The organism is Pseudomonas sp. PDM03, assembly GCF_014852385.1.
In the GTDB taxonomy this organism is placed as follows: Bacteria; Pseudomonadota; Gammaproteobacteria; order Pseudomonadales; family Pseudomonadaceae; genus Aquipseudomonas; species Aquipseudomonas migulae.
Genome location: NZ_JACVBM010000014.1, coordinates 38,461 through 52,169, shown reverse-complemented (window position 1 = coordinate 52,169; position 13,709 = coordinate 38,461). Strand labels below are relative to the sequence as shown.

Below are 13,709 nucleotides of genomic sequence, written 5' to 3'. Positions count from 1 at the left end.
CCATCCGTCCGACAAAAAACGCGCAAGACCTTGATTTGCCTAGCTCACAGGGCAGTGGCCCGACCTTTGCTCTACGCTTATAGCAAGCGCACATGCGCCTCTCTAATAAGTACAAAAGCCAAGGAGAAAACACCATGCGTTACGCTCACCCAGGTACTGAAGGCGCTATCGTTTCGTTCAAAGCCAAATACGGTAACTACATCGGCGGCGAGTTCGTCGCGCCTGTCAAAGGTCAGTACTTCACCAATACCTCGCCAGTGAATGGCCAACCGATTGCCGAATTCCCGCGCTCCACGGCCGAAGACATCGACAAAGCCCTGGACGCTGCCCACGCCGCTGCCGATGCCTGGGGCGCCACGTCCGCCCAGGCGCGCTCGCTGGTGCTGCTGAAAATCGCCGACCGCATCGAGCAGAACCTGGAACTGCTGGCGATCACCGAATCCTGGGACAACGGCAAAGCCGTTCGCGAAACCCTCAACGCCGACATCCCGCTGGCCGCCGACCACTTCCGTTATTTCGCCGGTTGCATCCGTGCGCAGGAAGGCAGCGCTGCCGAGATCGACGGCAACACCGTGGCCTATCACATCCATGAACCGCTGGGCGTGGTCGGGCAGATCATCCCGTGGAACTTCCCGATCCTGATGGCCGCGTGGAAACTCGCCCCGGCGCTGGCGGCGGGTAACTGCGTGGTGCTCAAGCCAGCAGAACAAACGCCGCTGGGCATTACCGTTCTGGTCGAGCTGATTGGCGACCTGTTGCCACCGGGCGTGCTCAACATTGTGCAAGGCTTCGGCAAAGAAGCCGGCGAAGCGCTCGCCACCAGCAAACGCATCGCCAAGATTGCCTTCACTGGCTCGACCCCGGTCGGCTCGCACATCATGAAATGCGCCGCCGAAAACATCATCCCGTCCACCGTGGAGCTGGGTGGCAAATCGCCGAACATCTTCTTCGAAGACATCATGAAAGCCGAACCGTCCTTCATCGAGAAAGCCGCTGAAGGCCTCGTGCTGGCATTCTTCAACCAGGGCGAAGTCTGCACCTGCCCGTCCCGCGCGCTGGTTCAGGAATCGATCTACGACGACTTCATGAAAGAGGTGATGAAAAAAGTCCTGTCGATCAAACGCGGCGACCCGCTGGACACCGACACCATGGTCGGCGCCCAGGCGTCCGAGCAGCAATTCGACAAAATCCTTTCGTACCTGGAAATCGCCAAGGGCGAAGGCGCCGAGCTGCTGACCGGCGGCAAGGTGGAAAAACTCGAAGGCAGTCTGGCGACGGGTTATTACATCCAGCCAACCCTGCTCAAGGGCACCAACAAAATGCGTGTGTTCCAGGAAGAAATCTTTGGCCCGGTGGTGAGCATCACCACGTTCAAGGACGAAGCCGAAGCCCTGGCCATCGCCAACGACACCGAGTTCGGCCTCGGCGCCGGCCTCTGGACCCGCGACATCAACCGCGCCTATCGCATGGGCCGCGCCATCAAGGCCGGTCGCGTGTGGACCAACTGCTATCACCTGTACCCGGCGCACGCCGCGTTCGGTGGCTACAAAAAGTCCGGCGTCGGTCGTGAAACCCACAAAATGATGCTCGATCACTATCAGCAGACCAAAAACCTGCTGGTGAGCTACGACATCAATCCGTTGGGCTTCTTCTAACCCCGCGCGAAACCGCGTAACGGCCTTCGCGAGCAAGCTTCGCTCCTACAGGATCACGCACGACCTGTAGGAGCCAGCTTGCTGGCGATGGCGCCCCCAAACACACCGTAAATCACTGCCCTGCCGCTCTGGCACGGGCTTTGCGTGCCCGCTCCACACCAAAAACCAGTTTCCGAAAGTCCAACAGATCAAACAATAAAAAAGACAGCGAGGACTTATGACTTCTTCCACACAGCTCAAACCCACACTCGGCACCCTGCACTTATGGGGCATTGCCGTCGGCCTGGTGATTTCCGGCGAGTACTTCGGCTGGAGTTACGGCTGGGGCACCGCAGGCACTCTGGGTTTCCTCGTCACCGCCCTGATGGTGGCGACGATGTACACCTGTTTCATCTTCAGTTTCACCGAATTGACTACCGCCATTCCCCACGCTGGCGGGCCCTTTGCCTACAGCCGACGGGCCTTCGGCGAGAAAGGCGGCTTGATTGCCGGCATTGCCACGCTGATTGAATTCGTCTTTGCGCCGCCGGCAATTGCCATGGCCATTGGCGCTTACCTGAACGTTCAATACCCGGAACTTGACCCCAAGATTGCCGCCGTTGGCGCCTATTTCGTGTTCATGACGCTCAACATCCTCGGCGTCAGCATCGCCGCCACGTTTGAACTCGTGGTGACCGTGCTGGCCGTCGCCGAGTTGCTGGTGTTCATGGGCGTGGTCGCGCCGGGCTTCAGTTTCAGCAATTTCGTGCTCAACGGCTGGTCGGGCTCGAACGAGTTCACCATCGCCTCAATCCCCGGCATCTTTGCGGCGATCCCGTTCGCGATCTGGTTTTTCCTCGCCATTGAAGGTGCGGCGATGGCGGCTGAAGAAGCCAAGGACCCGAAACGCACGATTCCCAAGGCGTACGTCAGCGGCATTCTGACGTTGGTGTTCCTCGCGATCGGCGTGATGGTGATGGCCGGCGGCGTGGGCGACTGGCGCCAATTGTCGAACATCAACGACCCGCTGCCTCAGGCGATGAAAGCCGTGGTCGGCAACAATTCGACCTGGATGCACATGCTGGTCTGGATCGGCCTGTTCGGGCTGGTGGCGAGTTTCCACGGGATCATTCTCGGCTACTCGCGTCAGTTCTTCGCCTTGGCCCGGGCCGGCTACCTGCCACGTTCGCTGGCCAAACTGTCACGTTTCCAGACCCCACACCGGGCCATCCTGGCCGGCGGCGTGATCGGCATCGCGGCAATCTACAGCGACGGGCTGGTCAACCTGCAAGGCATGACGCTGACGGCAGCGATGATCACCATGTCGGTATTCGGTGCCATCGTGATGTACATCATCAGTATGCTGAGCCTGTTCAAGCTGCGTAAGACCGAGCCGAACCTGGAACGCAGCTTCCGCGCGCCGGGTTACCCGATCGTGCCGGGGATTGCGCTGCTCCTGGCGGTGGTCTGCCTGGTGGCGATGGCGTGGTTCAACCCGCTGATCGGCTGTGTGTTCCTCGGTTTCATGGCGGCCGGGTATCTGTATTTCCAACTGACCGCCAAACAGCGCTTCGATGCGCCGGCGGATGCGATGCTTGAAGGCGTCTGAACTGCACCGGCGCCGGGCTAACTTCCCGGCGCCTGCTTTATTGAAGTGCACACCGCTCCCACAAGGGAATGTCAGGGTAATCAAGACTTCTACACATCAGGAGGACACCGTGGCCACATTTGCCCATTCCATCGGCGCCCAGACCTACCGCTTTGCCAGCCTCAAAGAGGTCATGGCCAAGGCCAGCCCGGCGCGCTCCGGCGATTTCCTGGCCGGCGTCGCCGCCCTTAACGATGGCGAGCGCGTCGCCGCGCAAATGGCCCTGGCTGACATCCCGCTGACTCACTTCCTGCAGGAAGTGCTGATTCCTTACGAGGCCGATGAAGTCACCCGACTGATCATCGACACTCACGACAAACAAGCCTTCGCCGTGGTCAGCCATCTCACCGTTGGCGGATTTCGCGACTGGCTGCTCAGCGATGCCGCCGACGAACAGAGCCTGCGCGCCCTCGCACCAGGCCTGACGCCGGAAATGGCCGCGGCCGTGTCAAAAATCATGCGCGTGCAGGACCTGGTGCTGGTCGCACAGAAAATCCGCGTGATCACGCACTTTCGCGGCACCATGGGCCTGCGGGGACGCTTATCCACCCGCCTGCAACCCAACCACCCCACCGACGAACCGGCCGGTATCGCCGCGAGCATTCTCGACGGCCTGCTGTACGGCAACGGCGACGCGATGATCGGCATCAACCCGGCCACCGACAGCATTGCCTCGATTTGCGCGATGCTGGAAATGCTCGACGCGATCATCCAGCGCTACGAAATTCCTACACAAGCCTGCGTGCTGACCCACGTCACCACGTCCATCGAAGCGATCAATCGCGGCGTTCCGCTGGACCTGGTGTTCCAGTCGATCGCCGGCACCGAAGCGGCCAATGCCAGTTTCGGCATCAACCTGAACGTGTTGCAGGAAGGTTACGACGCCGGTTTGAGCCTGAATCGCGGCACGCTTGGGCAAAATCTGATGTATTTCGAGACCGGCCAGGGCAGCGCCCTGTCGGCCAACGCCCACCACGGCATCGATCAACAAACCTGCGAAACCCGCGCCTACGCAGTTGCCCGACATTTCAAACCGTTCTTGGTGAACACCGTCGTAGGATTTATCGGCCCGGAATACCTCTATAACGGCAAACAGATCATCCGCGCCGGTCTGGAAGACCACTTCTGCGGCAAATTGCTGGGCGTGCCGATGGGCTGCGACATCTGTTACACCAACCACGCCGAGGCCGACCAGGACGACATGGACACCCTGCTGACCCTGCTGGGCGTGGCCGGGATCAACTTCATCATGGGCATCCCCGGTTCCGACGACATCATGCTCAACTACCAGACCACTTCGTTCCACGACGCGCTCTACGCCCGACAAACCCTGGGCTTGAAACCGGCGCCGGAGTTCGAACAGTGGCTGGCCAAAATGGGCATTTTCACTCAGGCCGATGGCAAGATTCATTTCGGCGAGCGCCTGCCGCCAGCCTTCCGCCAGGCGATGGGGCAACTGGGATGAGTGTCGAGATAGATAAACCGCCTGTTGATTCAGAAAATCCATTGCTGGAACTGCGGCGTCTGACCCCGGCACGGATTGCCCTGGGCCGCACCGGCACCAGCATGCCGACCAGCGCGCAGCTGGATTTCCAATACGCCCACGCCCAGGCTCGGGACGCGGTGCACCTGCCCTTCGACCATGCCGGGCTCAGTGCGCAATTGGCCGAATGCGGATACGAAAGTGTGCTCCTGCACAGCGCCGCCACAAACCGCGACAGTTATTTGCAGCGCCCTGACTTGGGGCGGAAATTGAGCGATGAGTCCGCGCAAATCCTGCGCAACCATGCTTCAGCCTATCCCGGCGGCGTCGATCTGGTGATTGTCGTGGCCGATGGTTTGTCGGCACTGGCTGTGCACCGTCACACCGTGCCCTTCCTTTCGCGCATGCGAGAGCAGATCGAAGTCGATGGCTGGACGGTTTCGCCGGTGATTCTGGTAGAACAAGGCCGGGTCGCGATAAGCGACGAAATCGGCGAGTTGCTGGGCGCAAAAATGGTGGTAATCCTGATCGGCGAACGCCCTGGACTCAGCTCGCCAGACAGTCTGGGATTATATTTCACCTACAATCCAAAGGTCGGCCTGACGGATGCTTACCGCAACTGCATCTCCAATGTGCGACTGGAAGGCTTGAGTTATGGCATGGCGGCACATCGCTTGCTTTATCTGATGCGCGAAGCCTGCCGGCGGCAGTTGTCGGGGGTCAACCTGAAGGACGAAGCGCAACTTCAGACGCTGGAGTCGGACGCAGGTGCAGACATGAAAGGTAATTTCCTACTGAACCTGCCGGATGCCTGAACCGTTTCCGCATTGCGTTTCTGATTCAATTTCAGGCAGGATCGAAACACGGCTGCCCGAGTGAAGAACCGTTCGCCGTCAGAGCATGTGAAGACAGCCACTTGAAGACGAGACTTATCGATGCGGATTATTCAAGCGACCCTTGAACACCTGGACCTGCTGACCCCGTTGTTCGTCAAATATCGCGAGTTTTATGGTTCCCTGCCGTATCCGGACTCGTCCCGGGCGTTCCTCGAGAAACGCCTGCGTCGCAAGGAGTCGGTGATCTACCTGGCCCTGGCCGATGACGACGACAAAAAGCTGATGGGTTTCTGTCAGCTGTACCCGAGCTTTTCGTCGCTTTCACTTAAACGCGTGTGGATCCTCAACGACATTTATGTCGCCGAAGACGCCCGCCGGCAGTTAGTGGCTGACAACCTGATGCGCACCGCGAAAAAAATGGCCAAGGAAACCAATGCCGTGCGCATGCGCGTCTCCACCAGCAGCGACAACAAAATCGCACAGAAAACCTACGAATCCATCGGATTCAAGGAAGACACAGAGTTCAAAAACTACGTGCTGCCGATCAGCGACGAGCTTTGATCCGCACCGAGCCCTCGTAGGAGCGAAGCTTGCTCGCGAAAGCGGTCGGACATCTGGCGAATATGCTGAATGACAAACCGCTTTCGCGAGCAATCGAGCGTCGACCGGCTGCTCCTACAAAAACAGACCGCGCTCACCGCCGGTCTTGCGCGACACTCCTCGCTACAAACTCGACGCGCTTTTCACTTCTCAGCCCGTATAATGCCGTCCTTTCCGGCTTGTAAGAAAAACTACACCCGTCTGTAGGCTTACGCGAAGTCATCCGCACAGGCCTGCCGAGTCGGGCCGTCACCACAGGTGCCTCCATGGATTTCAACCCGCTCGACCTTATCCTGCATCTCGATGTTTACCTCGACTTGCTGGTAAACAACTACGGGCCATGGATCTACGCCATCCTGTTTCTGGTGATCTTCTGCGAGACCGGCCTGGTGGTGATGCCTTTCCTGCCGGGCGATTCCCTTCTTTTCATCGCCGGCGCCGTGGCGGCCGGTGGCGGCATGGACCCGGTATTGCTCGGTGGCCTGCTGATGCTGGCGGCGATCCTCGGGGACAGCACCAACTACATCATCGGACGAACGGTGGGCGAGCGACTGTTCAGCAACCCGAACTCGAAAATTTTCCGCCGCGATTACCTGCAACAAACCCACGACTTCTATGACAAGCACGGCGGCAAAACCGTGACCCTGGCGCGCTTCCTGCCGATCATTCGCACCTTTGCACCGTTCGTCGCCGGCGTGGCGAAAATGCCTTACCCGCGTTTCTTCTTTTTCAGCGTCCTCGGCACCATCCTCTGGGTTGGCGGCCTGGTGACCCTCGGTTACTTCTTCGGCAACGTGCCGTTCATCAAGAAAAACCTCTCGCTGCTGGTAGTGGGCATCATTCTGCTGTCACTGGTGCCGATGATCATCGGCGTGATTCGCAGCCGCTTCGGCAGCGCCGCGTCCAAAGCCGAACCACACTGAACGATGTGGTCGCTCAGCGCCTGGCGTCGCCGGCGCATCCTGGCCAGGCACCCGATTGCCGACGATATGTGGCAGCGGGTGCGCCATCACCTGAGTTTTCTCGACGGCATCAGCGCGGCTGAAGACCAGTGGTTGCGCGAAGCCTGCGTGCTGTTTCTCGACGAAAAACACCTGACCGCCCTGCCCGGCGTCGAACTCCATCAGGAGCAGCGTTTGCTGCTCGCCGCCCAGGCGCAATTACCGTTGCTGAAGCTGGGCGATCTGAACTGGTATCAGGGTTTTCACGAAATCGTCCTCTACCCCGACGACTTCCTCAGCCCGCAGCGCCATCGCGACGCCAGTGGCGTTGAACACGAGTGGGACGGCGAACACAGCGGCGAAGCCTGGCAGCAAGGCCCGATCATTCTGGCCTGGCCCGGCGTGATGGCCAGTGGTGGCTGGGAAGGCTACAACCTGGTGATCCACGAACTCGCGCACAAGCTCGACATGCTCAACGGCGACGCCAACGGCCTGCCACCGCTGCACGCCGACATGCGCGTCAGCGACTGGGCCAGGGTCATGCAAGAGGCCTACGACGACCTCGACCGGCAACTGGAACGCAACCCGGACGCCGAAACCGCCATCGACCCCTACGCCGCGGAAAACCCCGCCGAGTTCTTCGCGGTCACCAGCGAATACTTCTTCAGCGCCCCGGATTTGCTGCATGAGGCTTATCCACAGGTGTATGAGCAGTTGAAGCTGTTTTACCGGCAGGACCCGTTGACCCGGCTGCGGCAACTTCTGGCCGAAGACCCGGTCTATCAGGCACGAGACTAAGGTCTACACGACCTCTGATCCGTAGCGTGATCGGCGGAATATGCCTATAATCGCCGCCACTTTTTGGTCAATCCGGCCAAGTGTTTTTGGTCAACTAACGGGGGCACCGCCCAATGAGCTACAGCAAGATTCCGGCTGGCAAAGACCTGCCGAACGACATCTACGTCGCGATCGAGATTCCGGCCAACCACGCGCCGATCAAATACGAAATCGACAAAGACAGCGATTGCCTGTTCGTTGACCGTTTCATGGCCACCCCGATGTTCTACCCGGCCAACTACGGTTACATCCCGAACACTCTGGCTGACGACGGTGATCCCCTCGACGTGCTGGTCGTGACCCCTTACCCGGTTGCCCCAGGTTCCGTGATCCGCGCTCGTCCGGTCGGCATCCTGAACATGACCGACGACGGCGGCGGCGATGCCAAAGTCATCGCAGTCCCACACGACAAGCTGTCCCAGCTGTACGTCGACGTGAAGGAATACACCGACCTGCCAGCCCTGCTGATTCAGCAGATCGAGCACTTCTTCGCGAACTACAAAGATCTCGAAAAAGGCAAATGGGTGAAAATCGAAGGCTGGGCCGGTGCAGACGCCGCCCGCGAAGCGATCACCAAGTCGGTTGCTGCCTACAAAGGCTGAGACGCCACTGGCCTTGCGCCACTGACGACTTGAAAAAACCCCGGTTTATCCGGGGTTTTTTGTGCCCGCAGATAAGCTTTTAAACGTGCCGTTTAACCATCCGGTGAATCGGTTTTTTCTTGTTTAATTTTTACTCGATACGTCTTACATCCGGTCTTAAATTTCCCTCGTATTTTGAACGGTTCGTTTATTCAAAGCCTCGCCATACGCCCGTAAACTCGTGCCCATGAAGAAAAAAAACACTAGCGGTCCACGGTTTAAAGCGCTCCTCAAAGTAGCGAACATCACGACGACCGGATTCGCCGAATACCTCGGCACGGCGCCGCAAAACGTCCACAACTGGTACACCCGCGGTGTGCCCGATCACTGCATGGAAGCCGTCGCCAGAAAACTCTCGGTCAACAGCGAGTGGCTCAAATATCTCGAAGGCTCGAAAGACGCCAAACACCTGCGTCTGGTCAGCGACACCGGCAACACCTTCGACGCCCAGGCCCTCCGCGGCATCTACACCGTCATCGAACCCACCGATGTCGAATTGCCCTTTTACAAAGAAACGCCCGTCGCTCCCGGCTCCAGCAAAACCCACGTGGTCGAGGACACCAGCCACCCCATCCGCCTACCCCGCAGCCACCTCGATTCCCTGGAAATCAACCACGCGGATGCCATCTGCGCCTACATGATCGGCAACAGCATGGCCGAGAAAATTGAAGACGGCTCAACCATCGCCATCGATCGCGGCCTGACCCAGATTGTCGATGGAGAAATTTACGCGATCGAACACGACGGGATGCTGCGCATCAAGTACCTGCACCGAATGCCGGGCAATGGATTGCGAATGCGCAGCCACAACAGCGCCGAGTACCCGGATGAGACTTTCAGGGCCGCGCAAATAGAAGAGCAGAACATCCGGGTGTTGGGTTGGGTGTTTTGGTGGTCGACGCTAAACAAGCGTCGCCCGCCCATTCCGTTCCTGTAACACCGCGCCGCCCCCTTCGCGAGCAAGCCCGCTCCCACAGGGATTGCGTAGAACCTGTGGGAGCGGGCTTGCCCGCGAAGGCGGTGGAACATTCACCTCAAAACCCGGATCAGCTATCCGATCCCAAGCAACTAACAGCTCTACCCCGCACACCACACTGGGAATTCCCCAAAAAAATCAGTATGCTGCGCCCCACATTTGCGCATCGACCCGCCCCGCGGCTCCGATCGCACCGACAAGGCAGATGATTTTCTCGCCGAGTCCCACAGCCGGACGCAAGATCCGGATGTACGTTTTGAAGGCTGGCGCGGTTTACCAAAAATGAACCAAGCCAGTCCCCGAGAAGCCGGCCACAAGCCGGCTTTTTAATGCCTGCTGGAAATCACTCGCACTTCTTAATCTCTCTGCTTTTGCCAGCCTTTTTTCCGTTCATTGAGCAATAACGGCCTAAAAGTAAGCAGCTTCGCTTTCTTTTGAAGGAAAGATCCTTGGAAGCCCAACCTGCTTGTGCCTGACAAATGGGCTGACTAATCTTCGACCGTCACTACTGACCTCTAAACCGACATAGCGGCACACGCGACGAAGGCCGCTCCGAAAAAATTACCAGGGGACAAAAGCATGAGCGACACCCCTGACAGCCTGAGCATGCCACCCGAAGGTTATGGTGATTGGCTGGCCGACCTCAAAGTCCGAATCCATTACGCCCAACAGCGCGCCACTCTAGCGGTGAACCGCGAACTGGTGCTGCTCTACTGGCAGCTCGGTCACGATATTTTGTCCCGGCAAGCACAGCAGGGTTGGGGGGCCAAGGTGATCGACCGCTTGGCTCAGGATTTGCGTGCAACCTTTCCTGACATGAAGGGGTTTTCTCCACGCAATCTCAAATACATGCGCGCCTTTGCAGAAGCGTGGCCGGACGAAAAATTTGTGCAAGAGGTGCTTGCACAATTGCCTTGGTATCACCAGATAGCACTGCTGGACAAACTGTCTAGCCAGAAAACCCGCTACTGGTATGCCGCACAGGCCATCAAGCACAACTGGTCGCGCAATATTTTGGTGATGCAGATCGAGACGGGTCTGCTGGAGCGCAGCGGCAACGCAGTCAGTAACTTCGATAGCCATTTGCCCAAACCGCAGTCCGATCTGGCTCGCGAATCATTGAAAGACCCTTACCGTTTCGATTTCCTCGGCCTGACTCTTGATGCCCAAGAGCGCGAGATCGAAAACGCTCTGGTTAAGCATGTCACCGACTTCTTGCTGGAACTGGGTGCAGGCTTTGCCTTCGTCGGCAAGCAAGTGCTGCTGGATGTAGGTGGTGACGAATTTTTCGTCGACTTGCTGTTTTATCACCTCAAGCTACGTTGCTATGTGGTAATCGAGCTGAAGTCCGGCAAGTTCAAGCCCGAACATCTGGGTCAACTGAGTTTTTACCTCACCGCAGTGGATGCTCAACTCAAGCACCCGCAGGACGGCCCAACCATCGGCCTTCTGCTATGCAAGAGCAAGAATAAGGTAGTGGCCGAATACGCCTTGCGTGACAACGCCCGCCCCATCGGCGTGGCCGAATACCAATTGGTGGAATCCCTGCCGGCAGAGTTGAAAACCAGCCTGCCTAGCATTGAACAGATCGAGCGCGAGCTGGCAAGTGAGGGCTCATCCTTCGAGGACGATGCGCAATGAGGGAACAAACACTGCGAATGCGGTGTTTGAGCCTCACGGATAACTAAACCCCTTAACCAACGTCAACTCCCCCACCGCCCGCATCGGCACCAGAAAAGTCTCCATCTTCTCGTTCGGCGTCCCCTCCTCCGTAATCACCGTCACCTGCGCCGTCGTCAGCGGCTGAACCGCATCCTCCTGCCCGTCTTCATCACTCCGATATCCGCCCCCAAAGTAATTCACATACACCAAATACTGCCCTTTGATCGGCGCCGGCATGGCGAAGATTTCCGGGCCGTAACCGGTGGTGACGTCCACATCCAGCGCCGCGCCATTGGGCGCAACACGATCGCCGTACCAGATGTGCGCGCCATCGGGCGTGATGAGGTGTAAATCCAGATCCGTGCCGTCGCTGTCCCACGCCAACAACACCCGCAATTTCGCCGGTGTCGCTCCGCCGCTGGCGTTGAGGAACTGTGTGCGGTGGCGTTGCTGGCCATCGGGGCTGCGGACTTCGACGCTGTTGTTGCCGTTGGGGAAGGAGAACGGTCGGTCAAAGCGGCCAGCGGGATCGATCTTCAGCGGCATGCTGACGCCGTTGACGATCAACCGGCCCGGTTCAGTGGACTTGGGGGTGGCTTTGATCTGGCCGGTGATGCGTGCGGTGTTGGCCTGTCCTACCGGAGTGTTCACTGAGGAGGCCGGGTAGTTGACGGTCTGGCGGAAGTTTTCGCCTTCGCCCTCGGCCGCGCCCGTGCGCCAGCCGCCGACGGGGGTGTCGAGTTTGACGGCGCTTTCAGCCGCAAAAACCGTCGGCAACACGCAGAAAGAACAAAGGAACAGGAAGACCTGTGGATAACGGAGTTTCATGGCCTATTCCAGCAAGAGGTGGCGGGCGAGCCCTTCGATGTAGGTTTCATCCTGGCCGTTGGGGTGTGCTTCGAAGGCCAGGTGCAGGTATTCGTGGGTCAGGTCGAGGCGGTCTTGCAGCGACAGCACGCCGCGCACGTAAATGCGCTGACGCTCGCGGTCCACAAAAGGACGGCCGAAGGCCAGGCGGCAGACGGCGAAAGTGCTGACTTCGTTGTAGCCGGTTTCGTTTTCGAGGCGTTGGCGCCAGCCGCGTCGTTGGGTTTGCAGCCAGTCTTGGGCGGCGGGCAGTGCTTCGCAGGAGGCGACCGGGTTGTCCCAGCGGCTGAGGCTCGCGCGCGGGTAGGCGTGCAGCAGGATGGCGTCGTAGCGCTGTCCGGCATTGGCTTGTTCGACGGCGTGCTGCCAGGAGAGTTTGTCCGGGCCGGGTTGGTCGGAGTGATAGGTGACGGTGCTGCCGGCGAGTACCAGGTCGCTGGTCCATGCGGCGATGTTGCGTGATTCGGCGGTGGCCGGGCGCGGGGCGACGCGTTGGCGGCTGCTGCTGTCGTCGATGCTCAGGCAGTCGCCGTTGCGGGTGGCGTTTTGCAGCAGGTAGGTGCGGATGGCGATGGCCAACGCTTTGGCGGCTTCAGCAGGTTCGGGTTTGGCTTCTCGTTGCAGGACGCGAGCGACATATTCTTCGCGATCCAGACGGGCGATCAATTTATCGCCCACCAAAAACAGTTCTCCGTCGCTGTGGATATCGAGTTGGTTGCCATTAGAAAACTCGACGCGAAAATCGCCCTGCAGTGGTCCGGAAGAAACAACACGATCCCCCTCCAGAACCCGCCCGATCGGATAACGAGAAAACAGACCGACTTCGACGCAGCGTCCCGCATCCAGAGGCCAATCAACCGGCAACACCGAAGCCAACGCCTCACCATAATTGCGCAGCACCATTTGACTGGTCCCGCGCCCACCCGCCCAGATCGGTGTGCCATCGGCCAGCCAACCGGCAAACCCACCTTGGCGCGACGATGGGTCCTGATCACCCAACCAGCTCCAGGTTTTCACCCGCAACCGGCCTCCGAGTTCACCCACGACATTGCCGTCGGCGGCATTCAACACCACATCCAGCAACACTCGCCGTGCCTGATCCTGCGCGGGCATCACGGCCAGCACTTTAAGCAATTCAACCACCGACACTCGCGTGGATGGCTGCAATGAAGGCAAATCCAGCAACCACTCCGGCGCCTGCCGTGCCTGCCAATACGTGCGCCAATCAGCGCCAGCAATGCCCAACCGCGCAGGCTCGAAGTACAAGCCGCAGGACTTCACCAGCGCCTGATCACGCTCAATCTTGCCGCCTGCGGTGCAGCAATAGACTTCTTCTTTCGACTGCCCGCGACACTCATACGCTGGCTCACGGGCGCCGGTATCCACCAGCCAGCCGTACACAAACAACTTCCACAGACTGCCCAATGGCGTTTGCAAATCCGAAGGCAACGGCTCGCGAGCAATCACCTGAGTCCGGCTCAGCGACAGCAATTCACCCTTGAAGCCCAGACGCAGCGGCTCGTCCTGCGCCGTCGCCAGCGCAGGAATCAAACACAGCAGCCACCAGAACCAACGCCGGGTCAT

At 59.1% G+C, this 13,709-nt stretch carries 12 protein-coding genes; 10 read left to right on the top strand and 2 right to left on the bottom strand.

Annotation, left to right across the window (positions count from 1 at the left end):
* The first annotated feature begins 134 nt into the window (after nt 1-134).
* The 10 genes from IB254_RS19085 (at nt 135) to IB254_RS19040 (ending at nt 11,237) form a co-directional block, all read left to right on the top strand.
* Nucleotides 135-1,655, top strand: coding sequence for an aldehyde dehydrogenase family protein (locus IB254_RS19085; RefSeq protein ID WP_008035766.1), 1,521 nt, complete (start codon nt 135-137; stop codon nt 1,653-1,655).
* A gap of 217 nt (nt 1,656-1,872) precedes the next feature.
* Nucleotides 1,873-3,243 (top strand): ethanolamine permease, encoded by a 1,371-nt coding sequence (gene eat, locus IB254_RS19080; protein ID WP_192418819.1) that lies wholly within the window; start codon nt 1,873-1,875, stop codon nt 3,241-3,243.
* 109 nt (nt 3,244-3,352) lie between these two features.
* Nucleotides 3,353-4,747 (top strand): ethanolamine ammonia-lyase subunit EutB, encoded by a 1,395-nt coding sequence (locus tag IB254_RS19075; RefSeq protein ID WP_192228058.1) that lies wholly within the window; start codon nt 3,353-3,355, stop codon nt 4,745-4,747.
* Nucleotides 4,744-5,580, top strand: coding sequence for an ethanolamine ammonia-lyase subunit EutC (gene eutC, locus IB254_RS19070; protein WP_192418817.1), 837 nt, complete (start codon nt 4,744-4,746; stop codon nt 5,578-5,580). Before IB254_RS19075 ends, eutC begins: the two co-directional genes overlap by 4 nt.
* Before the next feature lie 120 nt (nt 5,581-5,700).
* On the top strand, nt 5,701-6,162 hold the full coding sequence (locus tag IB254_RS19065; protein ID WP_008042983.1) for a GNAT family N-acetyltransferase: 462 nt from the start codon (nt 5,701-5,703) through the stop codon (nt 6,160-6,162).
* A 305-nt stretch (nt 6,163-6,467) separates the two neighbouring features.
* Nucleotides 6,468-7,124, top strand: a complete 657-nt coding sequence (locus IB254_RS19060; protein WP_008042985.1) for a DedA family protein — start codon at nt 6,468-6,470, stop codon at nt 7,122-7,124.
* 3 nt (nt 7,125-7,127) lie between these two features.
* Complete coding sequence (locus IB254_RS19055) at nt 7,128-7,940, top strand: zinc-dependent peptidase (RefSeq protein ID WP_192418815.1); 813 nt, start codon at nt 7,128-7,130, stop codon at nt 7,938-7,940.
* Between the two features lie 113 nt (nt 7,941-8,053).
* Nucleotides 8,054-8,581: an inorganic diphosphatase gene (gene ppa, locus IB254_RS19050; protein ID WP_007990564.1), complete on the top strand. Its 528-nt coding sequence runs from the start codon at nt 8,054-8,056 to the stop codon at nt 8,579-8,581.
* A gap of 226 nt (nt 8,582-8,807) precedes the next feature.
* Nucleotides 8,808-9,557 (top strand): helix-turn-helix transcriptional regulator, encoded by a 750-nt coding sequence (locus IB254_RS19045; protein ID WP_192418813.1) that lies wholly within the window; start codon nt 8,808-8,810, stop codon nt 9,555-9,557.
* A gap of 618 nt (nt 9,558-10,175) precedes the next feature.
* On the top strand, nt 10,176-11,237 hold the full coding sequence (locus IB254_RS19040) for a PDDEXK nuclease domain-containing protein (protein WP_192418811.1): 1,062 nt from the start codon (nt 10,176-10,178) through the stop codon (nt 11,235-11,237).
* A 33-nt stretch (nt 11,238-11,270) separates the two neighbouring features.
* Here the strand turns inward: IB254_RS19040 and IB254_RS19035 are convergent, their stop codons facing one another.
* Both IB254_RS19035 and IB254_RS19030 read right to left on the bottom strand, forming a co-directional pair.
* Nucleotides 11,271-12,086 (bottom strand): YfaP family protein, encoded by an 816-nt coding sequence (locus IB254_RS19035; protein ID WP_192418795.1) that lies wholly within the window; start codon nt 12,084-12,086, stop codon nt 11,271-11,273.
* A gap of 3 nt (nt 12,087-12,089) precedes the next feature.
* Nucleotides 12,090-13,709, bottom strand: coding sequence for a DUF2300 domain-containing protein (locus IB254_RS19030; protein WP_192418793.1), 1,620 nt, complete (start codon nt 13,707-13,709; stop codon nt 12,090-12,092).